Source organism: Lachnotalea sp. AF33-28 (genome assembly GCF_003477885.1).
Classification (GTDB): domain Bacteria; phylum Bacillota; class Clostridia; order Lachnospirales; family Lachnospiraceae; genus AF33-28.
Genome location: NZ_QUEE01000008.1, coordinates 133,764 through 150,944, shown reverse-complemented (window position 1 = coordinate 150,944; position 17,181 = coordinate 133,764). Strand labels below are relative to the sequence as shown.

12 protein-coding genes are annotated in these 17,181 nt (G+C 51.3%); 5 read left to right on the top strand and 7 right to left on the bottom strand.

The window, feature by feature from the left end:
- Positions 1-30: 30 nt before the first annotated feature.
- The 3 genes from DWZ56_RS12765 to DWZ56_RS12755 form a co-directional block, all read right to left on the bottom strand.
- Positions 31-1,251: a D-alanyl-D-alanine carboxypeptidase family protein gene (locus tag DWZ56_RS12765; RefSeq protein WP_243095242.1), complete on the bottom strand. Its 1,221-nt coding sequence runs from the start codon at positions 1,249-1,251 to the stop codon at positions 31-33.
- 74 nt (positions 1,252-1,325) lie between these two features.
- Positions 1,326-2,522: a transglutaminase domain-containing protein gene (locus tag DWZ56_RS12760; RefSeq protein ID WP_118557012.1), complete on the bottom strand. Its 1,197-nt coding sequence runs from the start codon at positions 2,520-2,522 to the stop codon at positions 1,326-1,328.
- Positions 2,523-2,540: 18 nt separating this feature from the next.
- Positions 2,541-4,670, bottom strand: a complete 2,130-nt coding sequence (locus tag DWZ56_RS12755) for an LTA synthase family protein (RefSeq protein ID WP_243095241.1) — start codon at positions 4,668-4,670, stop codon at positions 2,541-2,543.
- Between the two features lie 204 nt (positions 4,671-4,874).
- Here DWZ56_RS12755 and DWZ56_RS12750 point away from each other — a divergent pair, with 204 nt between their 5' ends.
- Both DWZ56_RS12750 and upp read left to right on the top strand, forming a co-directional pair.
- The gene (locus DWZ56_RS12750) at positions 4,875-6,200 is read left to right on the top strand and encodes a uracil-xanthine permease family protein (RefSeq protein ID WP_330424874.1); all 1,326 of its coding nucleotides are present in this window, start codon (positions 4,875-4,877) and stop codon (positions 6,198-6,200) included.
- A 25-nt stretch (positions 6,201-6,225) separates the two neighbouring features.
- Positions 6,226-6,858: a uracil phosphoribosyltransferase gene (gene upp / locus DWZ56_RS12745; RefSeq protein ID WP_118557010.1), complete on the top strand. Its 633-nt coding sequence runs from the start codon at positions 6,226-6,228 to the stop codon at positions 6,856-6,858.
- Between the two features lie 81 nt (positions 6,859-6,939).
- On the opposite strand, the gene DWZ56_RS12740 is transcribed toward upp, so the two are convergent.
- The 3 genes from DWZ56_RS12740 to DWZ56_RS12730 are packed head-to-tail and all read right to left on the bottom strand — an operon-like array spanning position 6,940 to position 8,801.
- Entirely contained in the window at positions 6,940-7,269 is a 330-nt protein-coding gene (locus DWZ56_RS12740) for a branched-chain amino acid transporter permease (protein WP_118557009.1), read from the bottom strand.
- A 54-nt stretch (positions 7,270-7,323) separates the two neighbouring features.
- A complete protein-coding gene (locus DWZ56_RS12735) occupies positions 7,324-8,022 on the bottom strand; it encodes an AzlC family ABC transporter permease (RefSeq protein WP_118557008.1) in 699 nt (232 codons plus the stop codon).
- Positions 8,019-8,801, bottom strand: a complete 783-nt coding sequence (locus DWZ56_RS12730) for an inositol monophosphatase family protein (RefSeq protein WP_243095255.1) — start codon at positions 8,799-8,801, stop codon at positions 8,019-8,021. Before DWZ56_RS12730 ends, DWZ56_RS12735 begins: the two co-directional genes overlap by 4 nt.
- Before the next feature lie 160 nt (positions 8,802-8,961).
- Between DWZ56_RS12730 and DWZ56_RS12725 the strand changes: the two genes are divergently transcribed.
- Both DWZ56_RS12725 and DWZ56_RS12720 read left to right on the top strand, forming a co-directional pair.
- Positions 8,962-11,853, top strand: a complete 2,892-nt coding sequence (locus DWZ56_RS12725; RefSeq protein WP_118557007.1) for an HD-GYP domain-containing protein — start codon at positions 8,962-8,964, stop codon at positions 11,851-11,853.
- Positions 11,790-12,953 (top strand): sensor domain-containing diguanylate cyclase, encoded by a 1,164-nt coding sequence (locus DWZ56_RS12720; RefSeq protein WP_158584569.1) that lies wholly within the window; start codon positions 11,790-11,792, stop codon positions 12,951-12,953. The genes DWZ56_RS12725 and DWZ56_RS12720 overlap by 64 nt, the downstream gene beginning before the upstream one ends.
- A gap of 68 nt (positions 12,954-13,021) precedes the next feature.
- Here DWZ56_RS12720 and DWZ56_RS12715 read toward each other — a convergent pair whose 3' ends face one another.
- A complete protein-coding gene (locus tag DWZ56_RS12715) occupies positions 13,022-15,469 on the bottom strand; it encodes an ATP-binding cassette domain-containing protein (protein WP_118557005.1) in 2,448 nt (815 codons plus the stop codon).
- A 149-nt stretch (positions 15,470-15,618) separates the two neighbouring features.
- On the opposite strand from DWZ56_RS12715, the gene DWZ56_RS12710 reads away from it, so the two are divergent.
- Positions 15,619-16,995: a vWA domain-containing protein gene (locus DWZ56_RS12710; RefSeq protein WP_118557004.1), complete on the top strand. Its 1,377-nt coding sequence runs from the start codon at positions 15,619-15,621 to the stop codon at positions 16,993-16,995.
- Positions 16,996-17,181: the final 186 nt, after the last annotated feature.

Sequence of the window (17,181 nt, the reverse complement as noted above, 5' to 3'; positions counted from 1 at the left end):
ATGTTTACGCATCCGACGCCCCGCAGCGTTCTACAGCAGGAATTCCTGCCACAGCTTTTTAAAATAATCCATATATCCGGCCTCCCGCACATCCTCACCGGCCAGGATATCGATGCTGCCCAGCTCTTTCTCTCCAAGCCTGTAGGTCAGCGTTCCCACCTTATCCCCCGTCAGGATCGGCGCGGACAGATTTTCCTCATATGTCCACTCCTTCTCCACCGCCGAAAAGTCCTCTCCCGTGGTGCTTAGATAGGAAAAAACGCCGCCGTACTGGATGGTCAGATCCTCCTTAACGCCGTTTTTAACCGGCAGCAATGGCAGTTCGCCGGGAGCTTCATCCTTATACAGCCTGCAGTTGGAATACCCGAAATTCAGCAATGTGGCAGCTTCCGAAAACCGCGCCTTATAATCCGGTGCCGCCATAATTACGGCAATGAGCTCCACCCCGTTTCTCTCCGCCGCGGCCGACAGGCAGTATTTAGCCAGCGAGGTGGATCCTGTCTTCAGCCCGAAGCAGCCGTCAAACTGCTTAAGCAGCTTGTTGGTGTTAGCCAGGCCGAATTCACTGGTCCCACGGTTTGTAACATGGGTAATATTCTCCATCCAGATGCTGGAATACTGCCGGATCTGGGGATACCTGGTGATCAGTTCCCTGCTCATCAAGGCCACATCCCTGGCCGTTGTCAGATGAGTGGCGGAATCGGTGAGTCCGCAGCAGTCTTCAAATTTGGTGCCTGTCATGCCCAGGCCGGAGGCCCTTTCGTTCATCTGTCTGACAAACTCGGTCTCACTGCCGGCTATGTACTCCGCCATGGCCACACTGGCATCGTTGCCGGAGGCCACCACGATGCATTTGATCATCGTTTCCACCGTCTGCTTTTCTCCCTCTTCCAGAAAGACCTGTGATCCTCCCATGGATTTGGCGTATGCGCTGGTGGTGACTTCATCGGTCAGGCTGATCTTGCCGGCAGCCAGGGAATCGAAAATCAGAATCAGCGTCATGATTTTCGTAATGCTGGCCGGCCGCAGCTGCTCATCCGGATTTTTCTCATAGATGACGGTTCCGGTGGAAGCCTCCACCAAAATCGCGGAAACCGCCGTAATCCCCAGATCCGCATTCACCGGCCCGCTTACAGGGAATGCATCTTGGTCCGGCTGGCTGGCATAAGCAGCCATTGCTCCGGCAGGACCTGCGGCGATTGCACATACAGTAAGACACAGGATCAATAGGTATATTAGCTTGCGTTTCACGTAGACGCTCCTGTTATGCTTCATTACTTTAATTTATTCCGCTGCCCTGCCTGTCAGAACCTTAAAATCCAGAACTAATAGTCAAGAAAAAACGTGAATACATTCATCTGTTCGTCCATACTGTAGGAAACTCCCGAAACAGGCCGTTCTTTTGTGCTGCTTAACTCCTGTGCGCTGCGTATGAGTCTGTAGATGCCGGAATCCGTGATCAGATTATCCTTCGTTTCCTCTGCGGCATCAGGCGATGTCCGGAATGAAAACAGATGCTCCCCGTTCTCAAGCGCCGATCTGATCAGCTCCTCTATCCATCCATCCTCCCACTGCTCCATATACAGGCCTTCCCGGATATAATAATTATCCTTCCGGCTCTCTGTCACAGGCCACAAAAAATCGGGATCCGCCACATGGGTTTTCGCAAGATCTGCGGAATTCACCATCAGATACTGGTAATTGATTCCCTGATTTTCCATGCTTCCTTCCCCATAGCTGGGATCTCCCCAGGTCGCATCCACATAATAATACTCTCCGTCCGCAATCACCATATTCCAGGCATGGTTTCCCCGCGCCGCAATCTGCCCGGTCACCACCGTACAGGGGATTTCGAGCTTCTGCAGCAGATACTGCATGCCGGAAGCATAGCCCTGGCAGACCGTCTGGCGGCCGATAAAGGTGCTGCAAATATTCTGGTTATCCTCCGCTTCCAGATTATAATCCGTATTGAGTATGATATACTCATACACATATCGGATCTTTTCGTAATCATCCGCCCCTGCCGGCACACCGGCCAGGCATTGCTCTGTATAGAGATCGATCTGCCGCTGCCTGGCCTGGCTCTCCTCTTTTTCCATCGTATAATCCGGTTCAAATCGAATTTCGAATACATTGCCCCCTCTGGAGTACTGGGTCAGCGTATAGCCGCCCACCCAAAACAGTTCCGGATGGTCATTCTTTACTGCCTCAAAAACGTGCTGTATCCTCCCCTGATCCAGAATATTCAGCGGCGTATCGTGCAAAAATCCCGCTATCGCCCCATACATGATGCGATAACACTCACGCTCCTCACCTCTTAAGGAATCGTAGGCAAAATAATAACCCGAAAAATCCGGCTGTTCCTTCTCATGCGCATCTGTCATAACCGCTGACTCAAACGGCTTGTCAAAAGAGCCGTCCGGTGAGGTCTCATCCTCCCCGTAATCCGCTCTGCAGGACATACAGACGGTCAGCATCGCTATAAAACATGCAAGAAAAAACAACCGGATTTTTTTATTCATATACTGTCTCCAAACCGCTTATTCGCTGGTGCTGCGCGTCTGATTGGACGCGGCGCCGGCCGTTATCTGATAATAATAATCAGGGGTCTGGCTTAGAGTAACATTGTCTCTTCCGACCTGACGGACACTGAAGATATTTTCCCCGTCCTCTGACAGAGAAGCGTCCTTGACCACTAACAGATTATCAAACACAAACACCGTATCCAGGGGCTCATCATTCAGGAATACCCTGCTGTAGCTGTTAAAATTCTCGCCATAGATATAGGTGGTCTGCTGCTTCTGCTTGATCAGGCTGATGCTTATGGGGTGTATCCCCATCTGCAGATTCGTGGGCTGAAAGGTTGTTCCGTCTATGACTTCCTTATCTCCATAGAGCAGATCGTACTCGAGAAGCTTCATATTCTCAAGATAAGTCTCCTGCTGCTCCCCGTCCAGTTCCTGACTTAGATAATACTGATGATATCTTATCATACTTCCTACGGAAATGTCCATTTTTTTCAGCACGTATGCAGTCAGCTGATAGGCCTCCACATCCGAATCAGATTTTTCGAGATCGTAGTTGCTCCAGATGATATACGGCGTCTGGAAAAGGTTCTCATTGCTTAGCATCTCTTCCGACAGATTCAGTGAGGGCAGGTGATCCCCATACAGAACCAGCACGGTCTTTTCATCCAGCGCCGCAAGTTTATCCGTAAGAGTTTTCACAAACGCGTCCATCTCGTGAATCTGATTCGCATAATACTCCATCTGATACATGGACTCTTCGCTGTCATACCCCTCCACGGTAATCTTGCCCGGATCGGTAATCACTTCTTCTGTAGGATAAGCTCCGTGTCCCTGCACCGAAATCGTATAGATAAAATCTGCCCCTTCGGTCACCCGAAGCGTATCCAGAATCTCGTTTGTAAGCATCTCATCCTTCACCCAGCCGGTGGGATTGCGTTCGTAATTATCCATGTATTCGATAGGGGTAAAACTGTCAAAGCCAAGCTGTGAAAATACCAGATGGCGGTCATAAAAAGTGCCTTCGTTATTGTGGATCGCATGAGCGGCATATCCCAGAGTTTTTAAATCGTAGCTGACGCTCTCGCAGGTCACTTCCTTTAATACAGTTTTATACGGATATTCTCCCGGTCCGAAGAAATCCAGATTCATGCCCGTAATCACCTCAAACTCCGTGTTGGCTGTGCCAGCGCCTACGGAAGGCACACTTAAGTTTCCTGAAGAATAGCGGCTCATCAGCTCTCTGAAATACGGGATCGGGTCCTCCGAGAAGGTGAGATCCTTCACGGCGGTCGGATCAAAAAAGGATTCCAGCTGCAGGAAAATGATATTGGGCGTTGCCTGCTCCTTTTTCTCCGGTTCATGGATCACTGGTTCCTGTGAAGCTTCCGTGCCCGCAGATGCCGGCTCCTGTGTCTCGGTCTGTCCAGGGTCTTCGGCTTCCGTGCTCTCCACCGGCAGAATCTCCTTTTTGGCAATCGCATCAATGGTCTCCCGGCTGTAGGTGTCCGGCTTGCTGATGCCGGTATTTAACAGGCTGTTGCCAAAACAGTATGCAAAGCCATATTGATGATAAGCTTCCTGAAGGTTGCCAAAATTAGTGGCGAGGATGCCGGCCTTCATGCCGATGGTGGTGATGCCGTACAGAGCCAGCGCCAATACCGCGATCGATGCCAGCACCCGCGGATAGTTGACTCTTTCCTGCCATTTGGGCAGAATGCGGAACAGAAATACGCACCCGATTACAAGCAGTACGGCTCCGACTCCCAGAAGCACCAGCTGAAGCCAAGAAAAATAGGAATCCGCCAGTCCCAGCGCATATTTGATCAGACGGAAATCCACCGCTGTAAACGGTGTCGTCCGAAACACCAGCAGGATGGAATTGGTGATGCCCGCCAGCAGCCATACAATGCTGACCAAAGCCGCAGCAAACAGCTTTCGCTTAACCAGAAAGGAGACTGTGAGCGTCAGCCAGATCACCGCGCAGTTATAAAGAAAAATATGCGGGCTTAAAAAAACAAATTTCAACAGGCTAAGCAGGGACTTCCTGCTTAAGAATTCAATGAAGAGATTGATCAGCACCGCCAGCAGACACATGCTGAGCATATAATGGTTATGTATTTTTTCCGTAATCTTCGCTTTCATACTGACTCCCCTGCAGTCGACTGATTGTTTACCGTTTTTAGACATGCTTTAGTGTATCACACTTCAAATACATTTTGTATACATCTTTCTTACAATTTTATAAAACAGAATTGACAAAAAATTATGAAAATATCAGAACCTTACTTGCAATCCTGCATTATTTTCGCTATAATTAGACACAAAAATATAAGGAGACAAATGAGTATGAAAGACTTAAAACCACGTGACCTGCTGCTTAGCGTACAGCATCTCTTCGCTATGTTCGGCGCCACAGTACTAGTTCCACTGATTACCGGTCTGAATCCTTCGCTGGCGCTGTTTTCAGCAGGTATCGGTACTCTCATTTTCCACCTATGCACCAAGTTTAAGGTACCTGTTTTCCTTGGTTCTTCCTTCGCTTTTCTGGCCGCACTGACCGCTGTTATAAGGCCTGATGGAAGCACCATCATTCCGGAGAACATACCGTTGGCACAGGGTGGAATTATTTTTGCCGGTGTGGTCTACCTGATCTTCGCTCTGATCGCTTATTTCATAGGTGCGGAACAGATCAAACGGATCTTTCCGCCGATCGTGACAGGGCCCATCATCGTGATCATCGGCATCAATCTGGCCGGCACCGCTTTTAACGACGCTCTTGGCGGCGCCGATATCTCCGCCGGTATGACCGGACAAGCTGCGCTGAATCTGGGCATCGCGCTGTTCACGCTCCTGGTGGTCATCTGCTGTTCCATATTTGCAAAAGGCCTTTTTAAACTGATCCCGATTCTGATCGGTATCATCTCCGGTTATGTGCTCTGCATCATCCTGCAGCTTGCCGGCGTCTTTTCCATGGATTTCTCAGCAATTACAGCCGCATCCTGGATCAATATTCCGTTTAAGACGCTGGACGCCAACGGAGTCCCGTTTATGTCACTGCCGAAATTTGAGCTGGGCATCATCCTTTCCATCGCGCCCATCGCCATCGTCACATTTATGGAGCACATCGGCGATATCACCACCAACGGCACCGTGGTGGGCAAGAACTTCCTGGAAGACCCCGGCCTGCACCGCACGCTCTTAGGCGACGGCCTTGCGACACTTGCCGCAGGCCTGATCGGCGGACCGCCCAACACCACCTATTCGGAAAATACGGGCGTGCTGGCAACTACAAAGAATTATAACCCGACCCTGCTGCGCATCACCGCCGTGCTGGCAATCCTGCTGGGGCTGATCGGCAAATTCGGCGCCATCCTGCAGACGATTCCCGGACCTGTAAAAGGCGGAGTGGAATTGATGCTGTTTGGCATGATCGCCGCGGTGGGCGTGCGTTCACTGGCGGAAGCCAACATCGATTTCTCAATGAACCGCAATACGACGATCATCGGCCTGATTCTGGTATTTGGCCTGGGCATCAGTTCGATTGGCGGGCTGACCATTCACTTCGGCAGCTATTCCCTGAATCTGTCCGGTTTGTTTGTGGCAGTGCTGGTCGGTGTGATTCTCAATCTGATCCTTCCTGATACCAAGAAAAAAGTCGGCGAGTTAGGCTAAAAAAAGCATAGAAACGAGGTTAAGCATGAGTGAAAATGTATTTATCCTAAACCATCCTCTGATTCAGCATAAGATATCCATGCTGCGCGATATCCATACGGGGACCAATGAATTCCGCAAGCTGATCGAAGAAATCGCCACTCTCATGGGATATGAAGCGCTGCGCGATCTGCCTGTGGAGGATGTTCCTGTCACCACTCCCATTGAAGAATGCATGTCCCCTATGATCACCGGCAAAAAGCTGGCCATCGTCCCGATCCTGCGCGCAGGCCTCGGCATGGTAAACGGCATACTGGCTCTGGTTCCGTCCGCTAAGGTCGGCCACATCGGCCTTTACCGCGATCATGTGACTCATGAGCCCCACGAATACTACTGCAAGCTGCCGGATCCCATCGAGCTGCGCACCATCGTGGTGCTGGACCCGATGCTTGCCACCGGTGGTTCGGCGGAGGCTGCCATCGACTTCATCAAGGAGCACGGCGGCAAAAAGATTAAATTCATGGCGATCATCGCGGCACCTGAAGGCCTCGCCCGCCTTCAGAAAGCCCATCCGGATGTGCAGATCTATATCGGCCATCTGGACCGTGAGCTCAATGAGAATAAATATATCTGTCCGGGACTCGGCGATGCTGGAGACCGGATCTTCGGGACAAAATAGCATCCCGTAATTTTAAAACGGTAAAAGGCTGCCGTGAAAAATGGTTAAAATCATTTTTCACGGCAGCCTTCCCATTCTCCGTCACCTAAAAACAAACTGAACCAGTATCATATAAAGAGCCGTTCCTCCTCCAATGCTTAACAGGTTGTTGCGTTTCCATATATGAAGCAGCGCTACCGCAAGTATGCCTAAAAGCTCCGGAAGACCAAACGGAAACGCGGTCCAGCCGGTATTCCTGACACAGTATAAAACCAGTATGACCATGATCGCCGGCGGCAGTATGCCCCCTAGATATGTCACAAAGCCTGGCACCTCTTTTTTTCCGCCAAACAGCAGAAACGGTATGGCGCGAGTCAACTGTGTACAGAGCGCAGTCACCGCTACGATCAGGATCGCCTCCGATGCATTCATCTCTTCACTTCTCCTCTCATGTCACCAGCCGAAGGCTGATGACCTACGCACACTTCAGTGTGCTTCCTCTCCCTTTCTTCCGTCCAGCTTCGGCCTAAGAAGCATCAGAACGGTCACTGTTAACAGCAGTGCCGGCAGGATAAAATTATCCGGTCCGAACCAAAGTAGACTTGCAATCCCAGAGGCCGCCCCCACATATACCGGCACATGGCTGGCGTATGTATACCACTGTTCAATAAATATGACCACAAACAGCGCTGTCATCGCAAAATCAATGCCTGAAGTGTTAAAGGTGATCAGCTGTCCCAGTACCGAACCCAGCACCGAACCCAGTATCCAATAGGAATGGTTCAAAACTGCGATCCAGAACATAACCTTATTCTCATCCAGATCTTTTGGCGCGCGTTCGGCGCACAGCAGCGAATAGGTTTCATCCGTCAGGGAAAAGATCATATATGGCCTAAGCTTCCCCATCTTTTTAAATTTTTCAATAAAGGACAGCCCGTAAAATGCATGTCTGCTGTTGATCAGCAAAGTCATGACCGCTGCGGTAATAAGTCCCGTCCCTCCGCTAAGAAAGTTGACCAGGACAAACTGCATGGATCCGGCATACACGAACAGGCTGATAAAAAATGCCCAGACCGCATGGTATCCCGCCTTTTCCAGCAGCAGGCCGAAGGCGATGCCCAGGAACAGATATCCGAGCAGCACCGGAACGGTACGGACAAACGCATACTTGATCTCACTTCTCATAGTAACCCCTTTAATTCCTCCAGCACCATAAGATTTGCCGCGGCAACGCTGCAGGAATGTTCAAGGGACAGGGGCTTTCCGTCCGGCTGCACGGCTGCGCCCCCGGCTTCCGCTACAATCAGCATGCCTGCCGCATAATCCCACGGACTTAAGCCGTCCTCAAAAAAGCCATCCAGCCTCCCGCAGGCCACGTAGCACAGTTCCAGTGATGCTGACCCCAGGTGGCGTATATCGTGGCAGCGTTCAAATATGCTCTGCATCACCCGAAATGTCCGGTCCGTACTCTCCCTCATGCGGGGCGCAGTTCCGACGGAAATCAGGCCGGATGCCAGGGAAGGCGTACCGCTCACACGAATCGGTTCTCCGTTTAAAAAGGCGCCTCTTCCCGCCTCCGCCGAAAACATCTCACCGGTAAAGGGCTGATAAATTACAGCCTGTACAACAGTCCCGCGCTCTGCAAGGGCCAGGGAAATGGTGCTGTGCATAAAATCATGAATCAGATTCGTCGTCCCGTCCACCGGATCCAGAATCCATACACTGCCGTCAAAATTGATCTCCGAGTTGTCCTTTTCCTCCCCCATAAACTGGATATGGGGCCAATGCTGCCGAAGCGTTCCCTGAAGATACTCCTGCACCTGTGTATCCACCATGGTCACAAAATCCGTACTCCCTTTTTGAAGGATCTTCCCTGCCATCGTCCGGTCGGTAAATAATTCTCCGGCCTGCTTTATATAGGATATCACTTTTTCCATATCCGGTCTGTTTTCAGCCAATCTCATTTCCAACTGTTCGCACTCTCCTTTTTATAGCCATAAACTAATAGTAATTATAACTGACATTTTATATTTATCAAGCGAATTGCCAATTTATATTGCTTTTCCCCGACGAATCGGATAAACTAGTATCAAAATGTAACTGTGATAGCATGGGGGATTCGTTATGCCTATGGGAGATAACTACATAGAGAATATAAAAAAAATCTGGCGGCTGACCAATCCTCCCCAGGCAGAGGGGCTTTCCGGCGATGAGTTCTGCCGCCGGCTATGGCAGCAGTATGCTCAGGTGCGCAGCCTTTTTGATGATAATATCGATTATCTGAAGCAGGAAATTTTACCATATCTCACCCAGGATGCGGTGATACCGGAAGAGACTGAAGCCCAGCTGCTGGATTTCTGCACCCGTCTGGCCAGTCTGCAGGAGATGAAAACGGTGGATCGGATTCTCTGCCAGAAAATATACGAAAGCCTGCTGCGCTGTGCCCGCCTCCGAGGTGACCGCCAGGCCGTACTGCACTGTCTTAGGCAGTTGATCGTCCTTAACTACCATATGACCATACTGTTAAACCGAAGCTACATCGGGGAATTTGATCCGCTGTTTTTCCGATACAATGACGCTGCTCTAGCCTATGCCCGTGAGGTGAATGGGTATCTTAAACCGGAGATATTTACCGGTCTCTCCGATGTGGAAAAAGACCATGTGCTCATGGCCTCCCGCTATGAATTCCTGTTTTATCCTGGTTCCCAGCATAGCAGAAAATCACTTGAGGACAAAGTGGATGCCGCCAGACGTTCCCTGGATATTTCCAGAGACAGCTTTTACCGCAGCTGCTATCCCGGATTCGACTGGGATACACAGGAGGAGAGCTGCCTGTATTATGCGAGCATATGCGGTGAATATCTGGAGGAGGAGGGAAACGATCCCGCTATTTTAGACTTTATCCTTCAGGCCGCGCAGGATTTGACCCGCATTGTCCGCTCCCAAAAGCCGGATATGTTTATCGGGGAACGGGAGGCGGACATTCTTCTGGCCCGCATCCGCTATATAAGCAGGGAAATCGGGGAAGCAGAATATTTAAACCTGTTAAACAGTTACTATGATCTTCGCGATCCCGGTGACTACAGTTCAGAAGGGATTGCATGCAACCTGCTTACAGCCGCACAGATCAATGATCTGATCGCTCCCGGATCCAAACTAAGTCCGGACCGCTGCGGACAGCTGGCCCAGTTGTACCGTAACATTGCCAATTATGCACTCCACATGCCGAATAACGAGTGTCAGGAGCTGTTTCTGAACTATATGGTTGGCATCCTCTACGCATTCGCGGAAATACCGGAGGGCATCAGCTTCGCAAGGATGAGCAGCACCATCATGGCCAACTGCGCCCCCGCCGTATATATCCATTCACAGATGGTCGGGCAGATTGCCAAAACACTGGGAGAATATCTGATTGACCGCGAGCCCTCACGTTTCATAGGTATCTGCGGCTGCACCAGCACCAGTCAGGTGAAATTAAGGCGCGGCCGAATCGCCCATATGCTCTACGAATGCGGCCTCTATCATGACCTGGGAAAAATCGCTTATCTGGATATATTTAACATCATATCGCGCAACCTCTTTCCGGAGGAATTCGAGTTCATCCGCCTTCATGCCCGCGCAGGCTTTGAAATGCTGTCCCGCCATGACTCCACCCGTCCCTATGCGCAGGTGGCTCTGGCCCACCATACCTGGTATGACGGCAAAGGGGGATATCCGGAAGAGTTTGACCGCAGCACCTTAAGCTGTGCAGTTCTGACTGACCTGATCACGCTTGCGGACAGCATGGACGCCGCCACTGACAGCGTGCTGCGCAGCTATAATCCGGAGAAGTCTCTGGAGGAATTCATCCAGGAAGCCCGGGATCAATCCGGTACCCGCTATGCGCCCTACGCAGTCGATCTGCTTCGCGGAGACGAGCTGTTGAGCGAGCTGAAAAAAGTGCTTTCAGACGGGCGGGAAGAAGCCTATATGTGCACCTACAGGCTGTACCGGCGTCAGATTCGTGAACACGGCATAAGTGCGGAGGACGCCGAGCAGGCTGCGGCTAACGAGACATCCTCCAATCCGGAGGAAGATCTTCAGTATACCTTTGGACAGCTGTTTTCGCAGTTTGAGAAGTCGGAAGATGTCTGTGAAAAACTGCGCCTGCTGATTCTGCGCAGCTATGGAAATGACTACGTGCTGACAGAGGGCACGGACCGCTTTATAGAAATCGCTGCCCGTAAGGGATATGTATACAGCCAGGCGGTGGGCTACGCCATGGAATTCTGGCGCACCTATACACTGGATATGAATAAAGCCATGGAGTTTAACAGCCGCGGCCTGGAAATTGTACGCCGTGTGCCCGATTATAGACAGACCGAAGGATATCTTTCTCTGATGAATAACGCTATCCTCGGCTACAGCATTCTGAAGGATTACGCCCGAGCCTACCAATGCGCCATGGAAATCCTGATGATCATTGACGGCAAAGAGGACAAGATGAACTTCTACTATGCCATGCTCAACAATACCTCCATCATCCTGTCCGATGTGGGGCTTCTTAATAAAGCGCGGCTACAGTTGGAAGAGAGCATGGCAAATCTAAGCCATCTGACCGCTCAGAACGTAATTGCAACCCAATATCGCTATGCTGAAATTCTTATGGCGCTGGGCGACTATGGAAAAGCCCAATCCATTTTTCTGGAGATGATCTCCGGGAAACGCAGGGAAGGGCGTGTGGAGGACTGGCAGATCATTCCCCGCCTGGTCCTGCTCTCATACCGCAAAAGAAACGGCATTGGCATCGATTACTGGTATCAGGAGCTGGAAACGGTCCTTGAATCCACGGATCCGCCGGACTTGATGAACACAATGTCATCTTCGCCCGAGCGGTCTATCACTGCTGGCACGGAAACTATGAGATGGCTGACCGCTGTTTTACACAGCTGCTTGCCCAGCAGGAGGAATCCATGCTGGATCAGAGCACGCTGCTTCGCGATGCGGCGGCATTTTATGACAGTTGGGGAGAGATAGAAAAATCGCATTCCCTGTATATACAGCTGGATGAAATCCATCGGGCTTCGATGAAGGTGGTGGATGCCATCACTGCAGCCGAGACTGAAGCGATGCAGCAAAAAGCCTCACAGTATGCTTATGAACGGCTGTTTAAGCAGTTGCAGCAGACATCCGGCCTGATTCAGAAGCTGGTTTCCGCGCTGGACTATCAGAGCATCCTTCTGATCCTGATGAGGGAACTTCCGCTCATACTGCCCGTGGACGATCTGCTGCTTCTGATCCGTTCGGCAGTAACCGGCATGCTGTCCGTATACCCCGCAGATGAAGGGAAGAAAGCTCAGATCTCCGATGCGCATCCTCTGCTGTTAAAGTACCGGGACAGCAAATCGCCGCTGATTCTGGCCTCCAACCGGATGATCCGCAGCATCTTCAGGGAATCCCATGAATCCGATCAAGGTTCGCTGCTGTTTGTGCCGCTGCTCTATCAGGATATGAATCTGGGCTACCTGCTCCTCTACAGCGCCCAGTATGCGGCTTATGACCGCGGGAACTGTGAAATTATGAATTCTCTGGCCACCGGTATCAGCAACGCTCTCGAAAACATCAGCCGCTATGCCCAGGCTGTTTCACAGGCAAACCACGATCCTTTGACGGGCATCCAAAACCGGAACGGATTTTTTGTGGAAGCCCAGAATCTGCTGGAATCCAGGGAGGATGCGGGTGGTCTGGCCGGTTATGGCCTGTATATGATTGATATCGACGATTTTAAACGGATCAACGACACATACGGACACAGTACCGGCGATCTTGTTCTCAAAAAGATATCGGAGATTTTAAACGGCATATGTGAGGGCGCCGTAGCGGGCCGGTACGGGGGCGAAGAATTTGTCCTGCTGCTGCCACTGCGCGAAGATGCACAATTGGCCGGCATTGGGCAACAAGTCTGCTCTCGCTGCGCCGGTCATATTTACTTCGAAGGCCAGCAAAGCCCGATCACCGTCAGCATCGGTGCCTGCCGCCTCATAGACGGCCAGGATATAAACGCCGCGCTGGAACAGGCGGACATGCAGATGTACCGGGCAAAATCTTCCGGCAAAAACCGGGTCTGCATTTCATAAAAAGGAGCTGTCGCACCAGAAAAATCATCATAGGTGCGGCCCCCGGCAAAGCCGGGGGCCGCATCTTTCTACAGATATCTGGCGGTCACGCTGGCCGCCGAACGTTTCATTTCTTCCGGAGTTCCCTCATACAGCACATATCCTCCGTTCTCTCCGCCCACAGGTCCCAGATCAATCACCCAATCGCTGTTTCTTATAATCTGCTGATTGTGCTCCACCACCACAACTGTGCTGCCGCTATCCACCAGCCGGTTTAGAAGCTTCAGGAAATGATCTATATCCGCTGGGTGCAGCCCTGTGGTAGGCTCATCCATAAGATAGAGGTTATGGCGTGTTCTGCCGCTGCCGATCAGTTCTCTGGCGAGCTTCAGCCTTTGCCCCTCACCTCCCGACAGCGTGGTCAGGGTCTGTCCAAGCTGCAGATACTTAAGGCCCACTTCCGTGAGCAGATTTAATGCTGCCATGATGCTTTTATGTCCGTTAAATACTTCCGCCGCCTCCTCGACGGAAAGATCCAGAACTTCCTTTACGGATAGCCCCTTATACCTCACTGCCAGCACTTCTTCGCTGAAACGGCTGCCGTGGCAGCAAGGACAGGTGATCTCAGTATTGGAAAAAAACAGCATATTGTTTTCAATATACCCGAGCCCGCCGCAGGTTTCGCATCTGCCCCCCGGGGTATTAAACGAGAAATGCTTTGCCGTAAGTCCTGCCTCTGCCGCCTCACGTGTCCTGGCAAAAACCGAACGGATTTCCGAATAAACATCGGAATACGTAGCCACATTGGAACGTCTCATTCTGGCAAGTGCAGACTGTTCAATCCTGACGATATCGTCAAACTTTTCCAGTCCTGTCACGCAGTTATGTGCCGTGCCCTGCCTGCCCTTAGCGAGCACCTCAAAGACCAGTGTGGATTTGCCGGATCCCGAGGGGCCAGTGACAGACACAAAACAGCCCGTGGGAATATCCACCGAAATATCTTTCAGATTAAAAAGGTCTGCATGTTCTATATGAACGCTGCCAGACGCCGTACGAGATATATGCCGGTTTGCAGGAGGCTTAAGGAGATAGCGTCCGGTGACAGAGCGCTTCTCTCTCCGGATGTCTAGAAGCGTGCCGGCGGCCACCACTTCTCCGCCGTATTTTCCGGCTCCCGGTCCTATATCAATGATTATATCCGCAGCCGCCATCACATCCATATCATGTTCTATAATAAGCACCGTGTTCTCCTGATCACGCAGCTTTTTCAGTATCCTGATCAGTCCCTCCGTATCTTTTGGGTGCAGTCCGGCCGTCGGCTCATCCAGGATATAGATCACTCCGGACAGATCCGAATCCAGCGCGGCAGCCAGTTTCAGCCGCTGCTGCTCCCCTCCGGACAGCGTTATCATCTGCCGGTCCAGCGTTAGATAACCGATTCCAACATTGATATACCGTTTTAGTTTCGTTTCTATATCCCTAAGATATGCCTCAACGAGTTCCAGCCTTCTTGTGTCGAGCGAGTCCCTTAGCCCGCATACCCACCGACAGAGCTTTTCAAGGGAATACTCTGAAAGCTGGGGCAGGCGGATGCCGTTTACCATCACATCACGTCCCGGATTGCCGAGCCTCTCGCCCTTGCACTCCGGGCATTCCACGGTGTCGAACCAGGCATCCAGCTGCCTTAAGTCTCCTTTTTTTTCTGCCAGGCGCCGCCACAATATCGGATAGATCCCTTCAAATCTTCCCTCTGCCGCTGTTTTAGGCACTGTACGGATGCCGAATGCCTTCCTTACCTCCTCACAGCCGGCTCCGTTGTAGAAAATTGCTTTCTGCAGACTGCTGTACTGACAGACCGGCGTATCGGCAGCCGGCAATATGCCGAAATGTCGAAATGCATTAAATAAAACGGAGATCTGGTATTTACAATACTGCTTCTCAAAGCAGCGTATAGCGCCGTTTTCCGGGGAAAGCGACTCATCGACGACCGCTTCTTTTCTGATGCTGTGCACTCTGCCCAACCCTTCGCAGGCCGGGCATGCCCCCTCCTTTGTATTAAAGGAGAAATCGGTCCTTGTAATCTTATGCATCCTTTTCCCGCATCTGCTGCAGTACATATAGACATAAAAATCATTGCCGTTTTTTTCGGTTTCCTCAATGCAGTCCGCTGCCGAGATCGTGCCGCCGCAGTACGGGCAGGTCCGGACACCAAGCTTTTCATAGATCATCCTAAGATCCGTGTATACATCCGTCCTGGTTCCCACCGTCGAACGGGGATTCCGGTTGCTTTCCGTCTGCGTAATCAGCACCGCAGGTGAAGCGCCTCTGATTTTCTCCACCCCAGGCTTATGGATCCCCTCCAGGGACAACGCTTCCAGATACATACGCTGGCATTCATTAAACAGTACGTCCAACAGCAGTGTTGTCTTGCCCGAACCGGATACTCCCGTGAACACCGCAAGCTTATGTTTTGGTATACTAAGTGTAATATTTTTTAGATTACCCTCATGTGCCCCGATTATTTGTATATCCGCCATTCTGCCTCCTTTGAAATTTTCTTTGATCTATTATACAGATACTCTGGCACTTTTACAATGGCCGGACAACCCTGCAGTACATTCTGCCCGCTTTGGCATATACTATATCAGACCTGAAACAGGTCAAATAAACTATGGGGGAAAACAAAATGGGTGTTAATATTTCCAATAAAACGGTCAGCACTGACCGAATAGATTGTACCGGTTCACTGCAGGTAACTCTGGCTCTTTCCGCCTCACCGGATATCAGCAGCCACCCTACTGATATCGTACTGATACTTGACCGGTCCGGAAGTATGGCCGGCAGCCCTTTGGCCAATCTGAAAAAGGGCGCCAAAAAGTTCATTGATATCATTGATGAAGCAACCGACGGCTCACAGGATGGCAATATCGGTTCCGGAAGCAGAATCGGCATTGTGAGCTTTTCAGATACAGCCACGCAGAATACGCAGCTCATCACATCGGTAGCCGCTCTTAAAACAGCTGTCGACAGCTTGAGTGCCGGCGGGTCTACAAACCATGCGGATGCATTTACCAAAGCGACGGAACTGTTCAATCCGCAATCTACCAACGCCAGGGTCATGGTCATGTTCACCGACGGCAAGACCACTGCCGGTCCGAATCCGAATCCCATCGCGGCGGCCGCACGAGCGGCCGGGATCATCATCTACTGCATCGGGCTGGTGGGCGCTGACGGAATCGATGTCTCTGTCCTGAACGAGTGGGCCACTGATCCGGACACGTCCCACGTGGCCGTAACACCCGATGATGCACAGCTGGAAGATCTGTTTGCCGATCTCGCCGCCAATATATCCAAACCGGGCGCTACCAATATAGTCATTAATGAAGTAGTCACTCCGAACTTCATCATCACCGGCGTCCAGACGCCATCCAAAGGAATCGCCAGCCTTCTGACCAGCACCGCGCTACGCTGGACCATTGACGAGTTGGGCACCACTGCCAACGAGGGCGCATCCTTAAGTTTCTTTGTAAAACACGTTACCGGCACCTCCGGCACAGAACCCGTAAACCAGTCCATCACTTATACGGATACGGAGCATAACCAGGTTGTTTTCCCTGCCCCGACCGTTGAAGTAGACTGCGGCATTGTCATAGAGCCGGAAGCATGTCCGGAACCGATCGACATCACTGTCGGTGAATGCCAGGATTCTATCGAATATGAAATTGGAGACGCCTATCTGGAATCACTCGGGCGAATTCTGCAGCTCGACGTGAACATCAGAAATGTCTGCCCCAACAGACGCGTCGCCCTCGGCATTATTCTCACCGAGGTAGATCCACAGGGCAACGAATATCCCCGTGGCATGAAAACCATCACCGTGCCGGCTCATCATTTTCCCACCTGCCGGGATGTGCTTGTCAGATGTATCAAATTCGTGCTTCCGGAAGACCTGGACGTCTCCGGCGGGTCTCCTGAAGCAATGTGCAATTCCAGGAATTTCAGGGCACGTGTAATCGCTCATAATATAGATACGGATTTCCAGTGCTGTGGATCTGTCATCTGATCAAATGTACCGGGCCGCCCCAGGGCAGCCCGGTATTTCACGGTATGCCACTATTCTGTGCCAAAAGCTGCTACAGTCTGCCATTGGCATAGACTTCTCCTACGGGTATGCCGAAAGGCTCCCCATTCTGTGCTTCTTAGAAAAGAATTTTCGGTCTATTTTACAGGAAACTGCCGATGAAATGGC